This is a genomic window from Alloprevotella sp., from assembly GCF_057240785.1.
This window is the reverse complement of record NZ_DBHHRH010000015.1, coordinates 107,168-123,874: the sequence shown is the minus strand read 5'-3', so window position 1 is coordinate 123,874 and position 16,707 is coordinate 107,168. Positions and strand designations below refer to the sequence as shown.

Here is a 16,707-nt window from a genome sequence, read left to right as displayed (position 1 = left end):
GGATTCTCTGACCAGTCCGCTTATCTGAAAACCCGAATGAATCTTTTCAAAATAAGTGGCAACCGAGTTCTCTCTTGCCTAAAATATGAGGAAAGAGGCTCTCTCTTGAAAAAGAGGGGGCCTCTTCCTTCTTTTCTCACATTTCCCCATTTCTTCCGAAATTACTACCTTTGTCCTATCATACAACCCTCTGAAATATGGCAAAAGAAGAAGTAACTCCGATGATGAAGCAATTCTACGATCTGAAAGCTAAGCATCCAGATGCAGTTTTGCTCTTTCGCTGTGGCGACTTCTATGAAACATACATGGAAGATGCTGTGACGGCGGCACGCATTCTCGGTATTACGCTCACCCATCGCAGCAACAAGGGACGAACAGGACAAACAGAGATGGCGGGCTTCCCGCACCATGCGCTCGACACCTATTTGCCGCGACTCGTCAGAGCGGGGAAGCGTGTGGCTATCTGCGACCAGTTGGAAGACCCGAAGCTCACGAAGAAACTCGTGAAGCGCGGAATCACCGAACTGGTTACGCCGGGCGTGGTTTTGGGCGACTCCGCGCTCAACAGTCGGGAGAACAACTTCCTGGCTGCGGTACATTTCGGAAAATCCAGTATTGGTATCGCATTGCTCGATATTTCTACGGGTGAATTCTTAGTGGCAGAGGGCACGCCCGAATATGCCGACAAACTTTTGTCTAATTTCTCACCGAAGGAGGTACTCGTGGTGCGCGGACAGAAACAGCGCGTACAGGAACTCTTCGGCACTAAATACTATGTCTTTGAGCTCGACGATTGGGCGTTTACGGAAGAAACAGCCAAAGAGAAGCTCACGCGCCATTTTCAGATAAAGAATCTCAAAGGTTTCGGGGTCGACCATCTCAAAGCTGCCGTTGTGGCAGCGGGCGCAATTATGTGCTACCTCGAACAAACCCAGCACACGCAAACCGGACATATCACGCGCCTAACGCGCATTGAGGAAGACCATTATGTGCGCCTCGACCGCTTCACCGTGCGCAACTTGGAGCTGATCCACCCTATGTTCGACGATGGCAAGAGCCTCTTGGACGTCGTCGACCGCACACTCACGCCCATGGGGGCGCGCTCGCTCCACCGCTGGCTCCTCTTTCCGCTGCGGAGCGTTAAGGATATTCAGCAACGGCAGGACGGGGTGGAATACTTCTTCAAAGAACCCGAATTTCGCGAACTCTGTCAGGACGAACTGGGTAAGATTGGCGATTTGGAACGTATCGTCTCAAAAATTGCTGTGGGGCGCGTAACGCCGCGCGAGATGCAGCAACTGCGCATGGCGCTTGAGAGCGTCGGCCTGTTGCGGGAGGCGTGTATCCATGCTTCCAACAAGCAGATGCAGGAGATAGGTTTGAAGATGGATGCGTGCAAAGAACTGCACGACCGCATCCTTCACGACCTCCTCCCCGACCCTCCTGCGCTCGTCAACAAAGGAGGCGTCATCGCCGCGGGCGTTTGCAACGAACTGGACGAACTGCGGAGCATCTCGACCAGTGGGAAAAGCTATCTGCAACACATTCAGGAGCGAGAAAGCGAGGCTACGGGCATTCCGTCGCTCAAGATTGGTTTCAACAATGTCTTTGGCTACTACATAGAAGTGCGTAACACTTACAAGCAGCAAGTGCCGGCCGAATGGATTCGTAAGCAAACGCTCGTGCAGGCCGAACGCTACATCACGCAGGAACTGAAGGAATACGAAGAGAAGATATTGGGCGCGGAGGACCGCATATTGTCGCTCGAAACAAAGCTCTACAACGAATTGGTCAGCACGGCCAATCAGTTCATCGCCTTATTGCAGCGCAACGCGCTTCAGATTGCCACGCTCGATTGCCTCTTCTCGCTGGCAGAAGTGAGCCGCACAAATCGCTACGTGCGCCCCGTGGTGGACGACAGCATGCAGCTGGACATTCGCCAAGGCCGCCATCCGGTCATCGAAACCTTGATGCCGCCGGGCGAAGAGTATGTGCCTAACGACGTGAGCTTGGACGACAAGGAGCAACAAATCATCATCATCACCGGCCCTAACATGGCGGGTAAGAGTGCTTTGCTGCGCCAAACCGCCCTTATCGCGTTGCTGGCGCAGATAGGCTCGTTTGTACCGGCCGAAAGTGCACACATCGGTATCGTTGATAAAATCTTCACCCGCGTAGGAGCTTCGGACAACATCTCTATGGGCGAGTCCACTTTCATGGTGGAGATGAGCGAAGCGGCCAATATCATGAACAACCTCACGCCTCGCTCACTGGTTCTATTCGACGAATTGGGACGCGGCACATCTACTTACGACGGCATCAGCATTGCGTGGGCCATCGTGGAGTATCTACACGAAAACCCGCGCGGCAATGCGCGCACGCTCTTCGCCACACATTATCATGAGCTCAACGAGATGGAGAAACTTTTCTCCCGCATAAAGAATTGGAATGTCAGTGTGAAGGAGGTGAACAATAGGGTTGTTTTTCTGCGCAAACTGATGCGCGGTGGTTCGGAACACTCCTTCGGTATCCACGTGGCTCGCATTGCAGGAATGCCGGGAAACATCGTGAAACGCGCCGAACAAATCCTGGCGGATTTGGAGGCTAACAATGCGCGCAACGGCGAACACCCACGAATGGAACAGCTCACAACGGCGGAAGGGAAAAAGAACGTCCAGCTTAGCTTCTTCCAACTCGATGACCCTATACTCAAACAAATCCGCGATGAGCTCCTGGGCATCGACGTGAACAACCTCACGCCCATTGAAGCCCTCAACAAGCTCAACGACATTCAGAAAATCCTCACCGGAAAGTAACCGTCTTTCCCCAAGAGAACATAGTGCAACAGCACCTTTATGAGAGGTTATTATACTATAACTATCCCCACGAACGAACTGTTCATGGGGATAGTTATATTTGAGGGTAGTGTCAATCTACTTTAACAATTTCGTTGCAAGTTTATAAGTAGTTGTCGCTTAACAACGCTTTTTAAGCGACAACTTTATAAAAACCGTTATTGAAGCTTCACTGAATGATTTTTTCAAGAGGTAATCATACTTTTAGTGGGTTCTACTGTACGGAGAGTATGGGAAAATGGAGATTCTGAAGCTGTAAAAATCCGCAACACCTGTTTGAGAGGTGTTGCGGATAGGGAAAATGAGCTGTTCGGCTATGTGGCGAACAGTTTTATACTTTCTTATCAATCTTCCGTCAAGATGCGGCGTGCATTTGCTACGCGCTCTGCCGTGGGCGATGGTACGCCCTCGAGGGTGTAGGGAATGTTGCGTTGCTTCCATTTGAAAAGTCCCAGCGAATGATAGGGCAACACATCGATGCGCTGGATGTTTTGTAGCGGGCGCAGGAAGTGGCGAAGCTCCGTGAGGTAATCGTCGTTGTCAGTAATACCCGGCACAAGGACATGACGCACCCAGATGGGTTTTCCAATCTCGGAGAGATAGCGCGCACAATCCAAGATGTTCTCATTGGGATGGTGCGTGAGTTTCTGATGCTCCAGCGAATTGATATGCTTGATGTCGAGCAGGAGCAAGTCCGTGTAGTCCATCAGCTTCTGGAATTTGCTAAAAAAAGGCTCTCGCCGAGTGAAAGGTTGTCCGCAGGTGTCGATACAGGTGTGTATGCCGCGCTCCTTGGCCTTTTGGAAAAGCTCCGTCAGGAAGTCGATTTGGAGCAGCGGTTCTCCACCGCTCACGGTGATGCCACCCTCTTTTCCCCAATAGGAGCGATAGCGTTCGGCTTTGGAGAGAAGCTCTTCGGCTGTCATCTCCTGCCCCTGCCCAACTTCCCACGTGTCGGGATTCTGGCAATAGCGGCAGCGCATACCGCAACCTTGAAAGAAAATGATGAAACGGATGCCTGGTCCGTCAACCGAACCGAAAGATTCCGTAGAATGAATGTGACCTGTCATATAATGATAAAGCCAAGCCCCCTCCACCTCTCTCATATCGAGAGGAATGCCCAGTTTTGTTTCGAACTCATCCGATCTATCCGATCAGTTGGAGGCTCAAACAAGAGGTTCTGGACACTCCCTCTCATGAGGGAGATGGAAGGGACTTTCCCTGTTCTGTTAGTTTACAAATTCTCGTGTGCGTGGCGCGCAATAACGTCGAGCTGCTGCTCGCGAGTGAGGTCGATGAACTTCACTGCATATCCGCTCACACGGATGGTGAAGTTGGCATATTCTTCCTTCTCGGGATGCTCCATAGCATCGCGCAGTTTGTCGACACCAAAGACATTCACGTTGAGGTGGTGCGCACCGCGGTCGAAATAACCATCCATTACGCCAACCAGCGTGTTGGAGCGTTCCTCATCATTCTGTCCCAGTGCACCCGGATTGATGGTCTGCGTGTTAGAAATACCATCGAGGGCATACTCATAAGGCAGTTTTGCGACAGAGTTGAGAGAAGCGAGCAAACCATTCTTTTCTGCACCGTAAGAGGGGTTAGCACCTGGAGCCAACGGCGTGCCAGCAGCGCGACCATCAGGCATTGCACCAGTATATTTACCATAAACCACGTTAGAAGTAATGGTCAGGATACTCGTTGTAGCCTCTGAGTTGCGGTAAGTATGGAATTTGCGAATCTTCTTCATGAATGTCTTGAGCAACCAAACAGCGATTTCGTCAGCACGTTCGTCGTCGTTGCCATAGCGGGGATAGTCGCCCTCGGTCTTATATTCGATAGCGAAGCCTTCCTCATCGCGGACAGCCGTTACCTTGGCATATTTGATAGCACAGATAGAATCGACTACGTGGCTAAAGCCAGCGATACCCGTTGCGAAGGTTCGGCGCACGTTGGTATCGATGAGCGCCATCTCAGCAGCCTCGTAGAAATACTTATCGTGCATGTAATGGATGAGGTTCAGCGTCTTCACATAAACACCTGCCAACCATTCCATCATATCTTCAAAGCGAGGCATGAACTCTTCGTAGGTAATCACGTCGCTCGTGATGGGGCGGTAAGCTGGACCGCACTGCTCGCGGCTCTTAGTGTCTACACCGCCGTTGATAGCATAGAGAAGACACTTAGCCAAGTTGGCACGCGCACCGAAGAACTGCATTTCCTTACCAGTTTGAGTGGCACTGACGCAGCAGCAGATGCTGTAGTCGTCGCCCCAAACAGGACGCATCACATCGTCGTTCTCATACTGGATAGAGCTGGTTACTACAGAAATCTTAGCAGCATAGTGCTTGAAGCCCTGCGGCAGGCGTGAAGAATAGAGCACAGTGAGGTTGGGCTCGGGAGAAGGCCCCATATTCTCCAGCGTGTGGAGGAAACGGAAGTCATTCTTCGTCACCATGGAGCGGCCGTCCATGCCCATACCTGCTACCTCAAGCGTAGCCCAAACGGGGTCGCCACTGAAGAGCTGGTTGTAGGAAGGAATGCGGGCGAACTTCACCATGCGGAACTTCATTACAAGGTGGTCGATGAGCTCCTGGGCGTCGGACTCTGTCAGCGTGCCTTCCTTGAAGTCGCGCTCAAAGTAGATGTCGAGGAACGTAGAGATACGGCCCACTGACATAGCAGCACCGTTCTGCGTCTTGATGGCACCGAGATAGCCAAAATAGAGCCACTGCACTGCCTCGCGGCCGTTAGCAGCGGGGCGGGAGATGTCGAAACCATACTCAGCGGCCATTTCCTTGAGACCATTGAGGGCGCGAATCTGCATAGATACTTCCTCGCGCAGACGCACCACTTCGTCAATCATATCGCGGTCGCCCATGTTTTCCAAGTCGGCTCTTTTTTCAGCCACCAGGAAGTCGATACCATAGAGAGCCACGCGGCGGTAGTCGCCCACGATGCGGCCACGACCATAAGAGTCAGGCAGACCCGTAAGAATATGATTGTGGCGAACGCGGCGCATCTCCGTGGTGTAAGCATCAAACACGCCATCGTTATGTGTCTTCACATATTTGGTGAAAATATCGTGGAGTTGTTGAGAAGGCTGATAGCCGTAAGTGGTGCAAGCCTGCTCGGCCATTTTGATACCACCGTAAGGCATGAAAGCACGCTTGAGCGGCTTGTCGGTTTGCAAGCCCACAACTTTCTCCAGTTCCTTCGTGCCTTCGCCAATGTAAGAAGGGGGATAGGCCGTGAGAGAAGAAACCACCTCGGTTTCCATGTCGAGCACACCGTCTTTAGCGCGCTCCTGCTTTTGCAGATCCTTGAGCATACCCCAAAGCTTATCGGTAGCCTCTGTTGGGCCAGCAAGGAAGTCCTCTGCACCGTTATAGGGAGTGTAGTTTTTCTGGATAAAGTCTCTTAGGTCTACTTCTGAAGTCCATTGGCCTTCAGCAAAACCTCTCCATTCATTTCTCATAATTGTTGTCGTTATGGGTTATGTAATATGTTTTCGCTTTTGCCCAGCTCTCTAAACAAGTGTCATGCCGCTGCATGGCTCGGTCACAAATGTATCCGACACAAGGTAGAGCGCTTCCAAGGGCACTGCAAAATTACACATTAATAGGACCTTTTGTGCTATTTTTATCTGGAATAAAGCTTATCATTCCTATGTTCTGATTCATTTTAACCCTTTTGCGGTAGTGTGCTCGCTATAAATGATACTTGCAAATTGCAATTTGTGGGATAGCAAAACCATTCTTTATTATTGGTGCATTCAGTATCCCCCGTTGTGGGTAGGAGACGATAAAGAGCGAGAGGGAGAAAACGATGCACCAAATAGGCATGAAAAACCGCCCGATTACTTGACATCGAGCGGTTTTCTTTTTGCGCGAGAAAATGCGCCTTTTAGTCATTCGCGCGCGGATTCTACTGGGATGCTTCTCCCTTTTTCACAATGACAGCTCAGTTCTATACTTCAAAAGTCCTAAAAAACTGAGATTTCCAACAAAAATGGAGATTTTTAGCTTCATCCTCTTCGTCCGTACAATAAGGACGTCCGCCAACTTCCTTATTGCGCCAACCGACACAATAAGCCCGTCGGCCGACAGCTTTATTGTAGCGATGCGCGAGAGGCTTCGCCTATCTCATCAGAAGATAGCGCGATGGATTTTGAGGCATTCTCGGAAGAGAAAAAGTAAGAATTTCGTTGATATTTTTAGCCCACGAATATTCGCGAAAAAGGCGAATGGGCACGAATCAGAAAGTCCTTTCTGCTAACCTTCATCAAGATTAGCAGAAAGGAGAGAGAAATCAGGCTAAGAACTTCTGGAGATCTTCATCGACGGTAGAGATGGTACCCAAACCAAACTTCTCGATGAGAATCTTACGCACATTCTCCGACATGAAGGCGGGGAGCGTTGGACCTACATGGATGTTGCGCACTCCGAGGTAGAGAAGCGAGAGCAACACGATGACAGCTTTCTGCTCATACCAAGCGATGTTGAACACAATGGGGAGGTCGTTGATGTCGGCCGCTCCAAAAATCTCTTTCAGTTTGAGAGCTACCAGTGCCCAAGAGTAGGAGTCGTTACACTGCCCTGCATCGAGCACGCGAGGAATGCCATTGATATCGCCAAGGTTGAGCTTGTTGTATTTATACTTGGCACAGCCGCTGGTGAGAATCACGCAATCTTTGGGGAGTGCTTCGGCAAATTCGGTGTAGTAGTTGCGGTTTTTCATACGTCCGTCGCAACCGCTCATCACAAAGAATTTGCGGATGGCACCACTCTTGACGGCTTCCACGATTTTATCGGCCAAGGCGAACACTTGGGCGTGGGCAAAACCACCTACAATCTCACCGTGCTCGATTTCCGTAGGTGCTTGACACTGCTTGGCCATCTCGATAACCTCGGAGAAGTCCTTGTGGCCGTTAGCATCGGGCAAGATGTGTTTCCAACCAGGATAACCGGTGGAATTGGTAGTGAAAACACGATCCTTATAATTGGCGTTGGGCAGTGGCGGTACAATGCAGTTGGTAGTAAATACTATCGGGCCATTGAACGTACTGAATTCTTCTTTTTGACGCCACCATGCGTTGCCATAATTACCCACGAGGTGCTTATATTTCTTGAGTTCTGGATAGTAATTGCCTGGGAGCATTTCGCCATGGGTATAGACATCTATGCCCGTACCTTCAGTTTGCTCGAGGAGTTCTTTGAGGTCGCGCAGGTCATGTCCCGTGATGAGAATACCAGGACGATTGCCCACTCCGATATTGACGCGAGAGATTTCGGGATTACCATACGCAGCGGTGTTGGCCTTGTCGAGCAACGCCATAGCAGGAACGCCATATTCGCCCACGCGAAGCACGAGCGTATAGAGCGCATCGGCCGTGGCATCGGGGTTGGTGATGTCGTAAAGAGCTTCGCTCATAAATGCGATAAGGCTATCGTCGCGATGTCCCAAGCGGGAAGCGTGTTCATAATAGGCTGCTATTCCTTTGAGGCCGAGCACTACGATTTCCTTCATAGAACGGATATCCTCATTGGGTATGCGCAGAATGGTCTGACGGAGTCCCTCAGCATAATAGTCCTCGCGACTGCCAGTCCATGTAACTTCAGCCCAGTTGGGAAGTTCCACGCCGTTTTGTTCAGCCAAGGCGATGAGTTGTTGCTTGAGGAGAAGGCCTGTATCGACCTTTGCCATGATACTTTCATCATCGAAATTGGCACAGCTGATAGTGGCAAAAAGCGCGTCGACGATGAAATCGCCCACGGCCTGCTCAGTGGCTACGCCAGCAGTGCGGAGCAAATGATCAACAGAGCCCACGCCGCGAGCAACGGCAATGAGGAGGTCCATATAAGTAGAGGTCTGTGGGAGTTTACCACACACGCCGCGAAGCGTACAGCCTGTACCTTTCACGGTTTCTTGACACTGATAACAAAACATTTGGGGTTCCATACTTCAGAATAATTTAAATAGTTATGCGTTAATGGCCGCAAAAATATGAAACCCTCATCCGGGCAATGGTAACAAATGTTATCTGCGTGTAGAATTTTAGTTTTTTTAGTACTGAGATAAGGTGATGGCTCACCAGCTTACGGCCGATGAGCCACCTAAGAGACGGACAAATCAGAGTTTGCTGCGATCCACGATGCGGATGGTTTTTCCTTCTACGCGGATGGCTCCTTCCTCTTCGAGCGTGGCTAAGACGCGGAGGAGGGAGAACTTCTGTATGCCAAAGGAGTCGGCAATCTGCTGACGAGAGCGCGTGAGCGTGATGACCTCCGACTGCTGTTTGCTGGCAATCTGCTTGAGCAAAGAAACCACTTTTTCGCGCACGCTGAAAAGTGCCAGCACGCGCATCTTCTGAGTAAGGAAATAATTGATTTGTGACAGAACGAGAATGAAATTAGTGCGGATACGCTCGTTGCTGTCGATGAGACGTTTGAGTTCGGCAGGTGTCATACGGAAAATGCGCGTAGGTTCTTCGGTCTCCACACTCACGGGCATCTGACTATCTGGCACAAAGATAAGAGCAGGAGCCATCAAACTACCTGGTCCTCGATGGTCCACTTCAACAAACTTTCCCGAAAGTCCTACCATGCGGGCTGTCATCTGTCCGCTGACAACGATATCGGCATGGCGACAAGGCATACCAGCCAGAACGTAAATATCTTTCGGTGAATAGTCCACCAGCTTGTAATGAATCTGAGAAAGGAGTTCCGCCATTTCCTGGCTGGAGAAGCCTTTGAACAAAGGACAGAGGCGAAGAGCCTCAATGAGTTGAGAATTTTCCATATCGCGTTGAACAATAGGATAAAAAAAAGAAACGCCGCTCGCAAGGAGTGACGTTTCGAAGCTTTTGTGCAAGAAATCGGAATTACTTGCGAAGACCGAGAGCCTTGATGATGGCACGGTAGCGCTCAATGTCGCGATCCTTCAAATAATTGAGGAGGCGGCGACGCTTACCAACCAACATAACGAGGGCACGTTCAGTACTATGATCTTTACGGTTGGCCTTCACATGTTCCGTCAAGTGGGCAATACGGTATGAAAACAATGCAATCTGGCTCTCGCAGGAACCAGTATCAGAGTTAGACTTTCCGTACTTGCCAAAGATCTCTTGTTTCTTAGCAGAATCTAAGTACATAGTTTGTAATGAAATTAAATGATATTATAAATGTGCTCTCCGAGGAAAGCGGGTGCAAAGTTAGATAAAATTATTGGAGCAACAAGAAAAATACGGCGAAATAATTGATTTTCTTATCTCTATGCTGTCCAAATGTATGATTTATGAGCGTTGGTGCTTCCAACGCTTGTGGCTCCAAAGCCAAATTTCGGGTTGGCGGCGAATGGTGGTTTCTAAGCGTTGCATGAAATCGGCCGTGAGCTGCCAATCGGGAATTTCGCGAGGGGTGTTGCTCATCAGCTCAAAGGTAGCTTCATAGTGGCCGCGACTTTTCCGCTCTACATCAAGGTAGACGAAAGCGGCGTTGAGTTTTTTGCCAATTCGCTCCGCACCTGTGAAGCAAGGGGTGTCCTGATGGAGAAAATCTACCCATTCATGGATGTCGACGGGCTTGGGACTCTGATCAGAGATAAAGCCACAAACCACCTTTTTCCCTTCCGACTTGAGGCGAAGAATCTCGCGCAGAACGAGGTTCTTATCAATGTTGTGAGAACGGAAATGGCGGCGAAGCTTCAGAAAGAGTTCGTCGAGGAAGTGATTACGGATGGGTTTGTAAAGTTGGCACGGATAAATGCCCTCACTAAACCAGACACCGAGGGAAGAAACCCATTCCCAGTTGCCATAATGGCCGAGATAAATGAAGACAAAGTCGTGGTCGCGGAGGAGGGCTTCCACCTCGGGGATATTGGTGAAAACCATGCGCCGGCGTATCTCGCTCACAGACATGGAATAGAGCTTGAGCGTTTCAAAAATGTAGTCGCAGAAATAATGGTAGAAACCATTGATGAGGCGGTTTCTCTCCGCTGGCGTCTTCTCAGGAAAGGAGCGTGCAACATTGCGGCGCACCACAGCAAGGCGGTAGCGCACCACATAGCGAACGAGAAAAAATAAGAGGTCGGAGAGAACGTAGAGCAGCCCTAAAGGTAGGCATGAAAAAAGCCATACGCAACCAAAACCAAACTTATAGAGAAGATTCTTCATAACATGATAAGGATTGAGAAAAGAGGCCTAAAGCTCATCGAGTGCACGGCGGCGCTGCGATGTGAGTTGCTTGAAACGCGTGGGCGTGAGTCCTGTTTGTTTCTTGAACTGTGTGCTCAAATAAGCTGTAGAGGAATAGCCCAGGCGCACCGCAATGTCGGAAAGCGGGAGTTCGTTGTAGACAAGAAGTTCCTTGACGCGTTCGATGCGATGGGCAATGAAAAATTTCTCCAGCGTTTGCCCTTCTACAGCAGAAAAGAGATCGGAGAGGTAATGATAGTCGAGATGTAGGCGTTCTTGCAGAAAATCGGAGAGCCGAAGATGGGAAAGACCGCTTTCTGCTCGAGCGTAGATTATCGTTTCCCGCTTGATGCTCTCGATGAGCTGCGAACGGCGGTCGCCGATAAGTTCAAAACCCACCGCCTCAAGTTCTGCACTCAGTTTCTCTCGCATCTCAGGTGAGATGGGGGCGGAAAGCACCACTTCACCCAAGCTGACGGACTGCACCTCAATGGCGTTGCGCTGCAAGATGTTTTCGACAGCCATGATGCAGCGGCGGCAGACCATATTCTTTATGAAAAGCGTGCTTTGCTTGGAGGTGTGAGGCATAGGGAGGGATTTAGTGCAGCTTCAGACTATCATATTGCTTGCAACGATACACATTTGTTTCGCGCTGTTCGAAACCCAAACTAACGTAGAGATTATTTGCCGCCATGCGCGAAGGACGCGAGGTGAAATTGACAGAGTCCGCGCCATGACGAAAGGCTTCACGAGCAGAGCGCAGGATGAGAGCTTTGCCAAATCCTGCTCCACGTACGGATGTGTCTACTACCAAATCCTCCGCCCAGCCTTTTGTGCCTGTGGGGGATGCGGCTAAGCAGAGCGTGATAGTTCCAACGAGTCTCCCATCGGGAGCAAAGGCTACATAAACCCATGTGTCGGGTCGTTGCAAAAGAGCTATGATTTCTTCGGCAGTGAGGGGGCGCACTTGTTTCGATAGTTGGGGAAACAAGGCATTGAACTGTTCGAAGAGGACTTTATCGGCAGGCGTGAGTGGACGGATGTTGTGACCGTTTAGCTTATCGAGCAAGTCCGATACATAACCCTGTCCGTCAATCCAAAGTTCGGGAGCAATTTCTGCCAAAGGTTCTAAAACAAAACGCCGCTCGGAGAGATGAGGATGAGGAAGTTGCAGCTCCGCCGTATTCACGGATTCGCCATCAGAACAAAGGAGGTCGATGTCGATAGTGCGGTCGTGATACACACCTTTGAGGCTCTTCTGCGTCCGTCCCATCTCGCGCTCAATTTGTTGCGTAAGTGGCAACAACTCAATGGGAGAGAGTGAGGTACAGAACGCAGCTGCGGCGTTGAGGAACTGATGTTCTGATTCAAAGCCTACAGGAGCAGTTTCCCAAAAAGCAGAAAGGCGCAGCAATGTGCCCACCCGCTGCTCTAAGAGTGTCACAGCGCGCTCCAAGTTCTCCCGACGGTTGCCGAGATTAGAACCCAGACCTATATAGACAGTACTCATAGCCTCGTGGATGTCTTACGCGGTGCTCTGCTCTTAGTCTACAATCAGCATTGCATCGCCGAAAGGACCGAACATGTAGCCTTCTTTGATAGCTTCCTCATAGGCTGTCATCGTTTGTTCGTAGCCACCGAACGCCGTAGTTAGCATGACCATTGTGGATTCGGGCAAGTGGAAATTGACAACCATAGAGTCGGCCACAAGGAAATCATAAGGTGGGAAGATAAACTTATTGGTATGTCCCTCAAACTCGCGGATGCGGCGGTCTGGACCCACACATACTTCCAAAGCGCGTTGTACCGTTGTACCGACAGCCAGGATGCGGCGACCTTCGTCCTTAGCTTTGTTGACAGCGGCGCAGCATTCCGCGCCCACTATCATCTCTTCGCTTTCCATCTTGTGTTTGGTCAGATCTTCAACGTCTGTAGAACGGAAATTGCCAAGTCCGCAATGGAGCGTGAGGAAAGCCGTGTTAATATCTTGTATCTCCATCTTCTTCATCAGAATTTTGGAGAAGTGCATACCAGCAGTAGGTGCAGTCACCGCGCCCTCATGACGAGCAAAGATGCACTGGAAGTTTTCAATGTCTGACTCTCGATTCTCGGGGGTGCTAACGTGTCCGGTGAAACGAGGGATGGGAGCTTCGCCGAGAGCGTAGAGGGAACGCTTGAAATCTTCATGCTCCCCCTCGTAGAGGAAACGGAGTGTACGGCCGCGGCTGGTAGTGTTGTCGATAACTTCGGCCACGATGTCCTCCGCTTCGCCAAAATAGAGTTTGTTGCCAATACGGATTTTGCGCGCTGGGTCTACAAGCACGTCCCAGAAGTGTTGCTCATGGTTCAATTCGCGAAGCAGAAACACTTCGATGCGGGCTCCTGTTTTTTCCTTACGTCCATAGAGGCGGGCGGGAAACACCTTTGTGTCGTTGAAAACAAAAAGGTCGTGGGGCTGAAAGTAGCTCAAAATGTCGCCAAACTGCTTGTGCTCAATTTTTCCCGTTTTGCGGTGAAGCACCATCATGCGGCAATCGTCGCGATGAGGGTTCGGATCCGGAGCTATCTGCTCTTGAGGGAGGTCGAACTTGAATTGAGAGAGTTTCATATCTTTTCTGTTTATGTTTTTCTCCTGCCCGCTTCTTCATGGTTACGGATGGGAGTTTTGTTTCTATTATTGTGAGTGTGTTTTTAACCTAAAGTGGTGAGGGGTTCCTCGCCCAGACAGTTGGCAGGCGTAAGGAAAGGAAATTCGGAAGGTATTGGGCCAGATGGTGGCTCGGTTTCGAGAGTCTGCCCCTCCAACCAACGCTCAAAGTCTTCCATCTTCCAGCAATCTTCCGCGCGGATGTCGCCCACACGAGTACGGCGCAGCGAAAGCAGGTGGGCACCGCTGCCAAGACGTTCGCCGATGTCGCGACCGATAGAACGGATGTAAGTGCCTTTCCCACAAACAACGCGGATTTTCAGATAATCGGGCAGGCGCATTTCTAAAAGTTCTATTTCTTCCACACGGACGGACTTGGCTTTCAGAGGCACTTCCTCGCCATTACGCGCCAGTTGGTAAGCGCGATCTCCATTGATTTTACAAGCGGAATAAGCGGGGGGAATTTGCATAATATCGCCTTCGAGACTATGCAGCACTTCGCGCACCATAGCTTCGGTGATGTGTTCTGTGGGATAGGTCTGATCCACGGGATGTTCCAGATCGTAGCTGGCCGTTGTTTCCCCCAAACGCACCTCAGCAATGTATTCTTTGGTATGAGTTTGCAACGACTCGATGATTCGCGTGGCTCTACCGGTACAAATAATGAGTGTACCAGTGGCTAAGGGATCGAGCGTACCAGCATGACCCACCCGGATTTTATGTCCCGTCATGCGCTTAGTCAGCAACCAGCGAAGATGCCCCACCTCGCTGAAGGAGGTGGCTCTGTAAGGCTTGTCGAAAGCCAGAATTTTTCCGTCGAAGAAGTTCAAGGCAGAAATATGATAAGGAATAATAATGTGCTAATATACTTTTGGGAAATGCTCCGAAGGGCCTATTCTCTAATCCGCCATCGTGAGCGGATAGCCGCAGAGAGCCATTCCGAAGATGAGTAAGCCCACAATGATGCGATACCATCCGAAGGCTTTGAAACCGTACTTCGTCACATAGTTGAGGAAGAACTTAATGGCCAGAATGGCAACAAGGAAGGCGATGACATTACCCGCCAGCAAGAGCGTGAGATGATTACCCTGCAAGAGAGCATCGCCAGTTCCGTCTTTCAAAAGGTCGTAGACTTTCTTACACGTTGCTCCAAACATCGTTGGGACGGCGAGGAAGAACGAAAATTCGGCGGCTGCCTTGCGCGTCAACTTCTGTTGCATACCGCCCACGATGGTCGCCATCGAACGAGAGGTGCCGGGTAGCAACGCGGCGATACACTGATAGAGACCCACCATCAAGGCGCGCTTATAGGTGAGCGGCGTTTGTTCACTGCCTTTATTGAAAAGTTTGTCGCAATAAAGCATAAACACACCGCCAATGATGAGCATCGCCGCCACGGTATTTACGCTACCGAGATTTTCGTCAATGAAATCGCCCAATTTGAGCCCCACGACAACTGCGGGAAGTACGCCCACGATGAGTTTCAAATAAAAAGGCCAGATTCGTCCCCACCAAGAGGTGTTTTTCCCTACTTCAACGGGCGGGTTGAAGAAGCGACGCCAATAGAGGCATACGACGCTCAAGATTGCACCAAACTGAATGATAACGGTGAAGGCTTTAACAAACGGCGTGCTCTCCATGTGGAAGAGCCCCTCCGTGATAATCATGTGGCCTGTTGAGGAAACGGGCAAAAACTCCGTCAAACCCTCAACGATACTAAGCACAATAGCTTCGAACCAATTCATATCGGCCGAAGCTGTAAGTAGAGATATGTCAAACATAATGATAACTCCTAACGTGTTTACTTCTCCACTGAAGTAGTATTATCCTCTTTGTCACTCGGACGGCGGATGATGCCCACAATCATAAAGAGATAGCCGAAGAGGCAAACAACGGGAGCTACCTTGATGCGCATTGCGCTGAAAATATCGGGGTTAAAATGTGTGGCATCAGAGCCTTTTCCAGACATGAGTATCATGCCCAAGATGACGATAGCCATACCGATGGCTAACAGAATGAAATTGGTGCGATCAAACGCAAATACGTGTTTCTTTTCCATTGTTGGAAATATGTTTTTTTGATTTTTCCGAAAATTTATTTGAGGTACATCTGTCCTTCACTCATGCGCAGATAGCGGTTCACGCAAATGTAGGCACACGCCAAGGTCATCACCAAGCCGCTCACAAAGATAGTGCCTATCGTAGCGCCTACAATGATTGGCGTAATCAGACTACCAATGTAGAGATCCTGCATCCACAGCAGATAGATGCCCACGCTGATAAGCCCACTGGCAATAAGGGCTGAAATCAGACCTATCGCAAAGGCTTTCCACATAAATGGGCGGCGGATGAAACTCCAGCGAGCTCCCACAAGCTTCATCGTGTGAATGGTGAAGCGGCGGGCATAGATGCTCATGCGTATCGTGTTGTTGATAAGCGCGAAGGAAACAAATGCTAAGAGTACGGCCAGCACGAGCAAAACAAGGCTCACCGTGGGAATCGTCTTGTCAAGACTGCGCATCTCCTCGATGGGATACACCACATCGGCTATGCCAGCGCGTTGCTTCAAGATGGGCACAAAATGTTTTAGGCTGTCCAAGTTGGCGTATTCTGCTTTCAAATACACATCAAACTCGGCTGGAATCGGATTATAATCTAAAAAAGCCTCGGGCGAATCCTCCATCACTTCCGACACTTGCTTCGTTCCTTTCTCTTTAGATACGTAGCTGGTGCGCAGCGTGTAGGGCTGTTCGCGCAAATACCGCTGAAGGAGGTACAAATCCTGTTGCGACAAATCGTTATTGACCACTACGGCCACAGGCATTGTTTCGCGAACATCACGGCTGAAATTATTAGCGAAGAGAACGAAGAAAACCACGATACCCATCAAGATGAGCACCATCGTTGTACTAATGCAGGACGTCACCGTTGCAAAGCGGCCGCCAATATGCTTTTTTCTTTTGCTCATAGTTTGTATTTTTCGTCTAAACGAATCTACATAAGGACCCA

Annotated in this window: 14 protein-coding genes and 1 pseudogene; 1 reads left to right on the top strand and 14 read right to left on the bottom strand. The window is 50.1% G+C overall.

The genetic code is table 11. From position 1 onward, the window contains the following. Window positions 1-197: 197 nt before the first annotated feature. Window positions 198-2,816, top strand: coding sequence for a DNA mismatch repair protein MutS (mutS, locus tag ACO4R2_RS04180; RefSeq protein ID WP_484769302.1), 2,619 nt, complete (start codon window positions 198-200; stop codon window positions 2,814-2,816). Window positions 2,817-3,199: 383 nt separating this feature from the next. Here mutS and pflA read toward each other — a convergent pair whose 3' ends face one another. The 14 genes and pseudogenes from pflA to ACO4R2_RS04110 form a co-directional block, all read right to left on the bottom strand. After that, window positions 3,200-3,925, bottom strand: a complete 726-nt coding sequence (pflA, locus tag ACO4R2_RS04175) for a pyruvate formate-lyase-activating protein (protein WP_484769301.1) — start codon at window positions 3,923-3,925, stop codon at window positions 3,200-3,202. Window positions 3,926-4,089: 164 nt separating this feature from the next. Further along, complete coding sequence (gene pflB / locus ACO4R2_RS04170) at window positions 4,090-6,336, bottom strand: formate C-acetyltransferase (RefSeq protein ID WP_484769300.1); 2,247 nt, start codon at window positions 6,334-6,336, stop codon at window positions 4,090-4,092. A gap of 833 nt (window positions 6,337-7,169) precedes the next feature. Then, complete coding sequence (gene hcp / locus ACO4R2_RS04165; RefSeq protein WP_484769299.1) at window positions 7,170-8,819, bottom strand: hydroxylamine reductase; 1,650 nt, start codon at window positions 8,817-8,819, stop codon at window positions 7,170-7,172. A gap of 171 nt (window positions 8,820-8,990) precedes the next feature. Continuing rightward, window positions 8,991-9,659, bottom strand: coding sequence for a Crp/Fnr family transcriptional regulator (locus ACO4R2_RS04160; protein WP_484769298.1), 669 nt, complete (start codon window positions 9,657-9,659; stop codon window positions 8,991-8,993). A gap of 82 nt (window positions 9,660-9,741) precedes the next feature. Continuing rightward, window positions 9,742-10,011 (bottom strand): 30S ribosomal protein S15, encoded by a 270-nt coding sequence (rpsO, locus tag ACO4R2_RS04155; protein ID WP_009347848.1) that lies wholly within the window; start codon window positions 10,009-10,011, stop codon window positions 9,742-9,744. Between the two features lie 141 nt (window positions 10,012-10,152). Then, window positions 10,153-11,031, bottom strand: coding sequence for a lysophospholipid acyltransferase family protein (locus ACO4R2_RS04150; RefSeq protein ID WP_484769297.1), 879 nt, complete (start codon window positions 11,029-11,031; stop codon window positions 10,153-10,155). 27 nt (window positions 11,032-11,058) lie between these two features. Further along, window positions 11,059-11,640, bottom strand: a complete 582-nt coding sequence (locus ACO4R2_RS04145; RefSeq protein WP_484769296.1) for a helix-turn-helix domain-containing protein — start codon at window positions 11,638-11,640, stop codon at window positions 11,059-11,061. Between the two features lie 10 nt (window positions 11,641-11,650). Beyond that, complete coding sequence (locus ACO4R2_RS04140) at window positions 11,651-12,019, bottom strand: GNAT family N-acetyltransferase (RefSeq protein ID WP_484769317.1); 369 nt, start codon at window positions 12,017-12,019, stop codon at window positions 11,651-11,653. A 132-nt stretch (window positions 12,020-12,151) separates the two neighbouring features. Further along, window positions 12,152-12,562, bottom strand: a pseudogene (gene folK / locus ACO4R2_RS04135) (2-amino-4-hydroxy-6-hydroxymethyldihydropteridine diphosphokinase); the annotation flags it as partial. Between the two features lie 33 nt (window positions 12,563-12,595). Continuing rightward, window positions 12,596-13,660, bottom strand: a complete 1,065-nt coding sequence (queA, locus tag ACO4R2_RS04130; protein WP_484769295.1) for a tRNA preQ1(34) S-adenosylmethionine ribosyltransferase-isomerase QueA — start codon at window positions 13,658-13,660, stop codon at window positions 12,596-12,598. A gap of 83 nt (window positions 13,661-13,743) precedes the next feature. Continuing rightward, window positions 13,744-14,529, bottom strand: coding sequence for a tRNA pseudouridine(55) synthase TruB (gene truB, locus ACO4R2_RS04125; RefSeq protein WP_484769294.1), 786 nt, complete (start codon window positions 14,527-14,529; stop codon window positions 13,744-13,746). A gap of 69 nt (window positions 14,530-14,598) precedes the next feature. Beyond that, window positions 14,599-15,480, bottom strand: a complete 882-nt coding sequence (locus ACO4R2_RS04120) for an undecaprenyl-diphosphate phosphatase (RefSeq protein ID WP_484769293.1) — start codon at window positions 15,478-15,480, stop codon at window positions 14,599-14,601. 20 nt (window positions 15,481-15,500) lie between these two features. Next, the gene (locus ACO4R2_RS04115) at window positions 15,501-15,758 is read right to left on the bottom strand and encodes a DUF3098 domain-containing protein (RefSeq protein WP_484769292.1); all 258 of its coding nucleotides are present in this window, start codon (window positions 15,756-15,758) and stop codon (window positions 15,501-15,503) included. Window positions 15,759-15,793: 35 nt separating this feature from the next. Next, complete coding sequence (locus tag ACO4R2_RS04110) at window positions 15,794-16,666, bottom strand: cell division protein FtsX (RefSeq protein ID WP_484769291.1); 873 nt, start codon at window positions 16,664-16,666, stop codon at window positions 15,794-15,796. Between the last annotated feature and the right edge of the window lie 41 nt (window positions 16,667-16,707).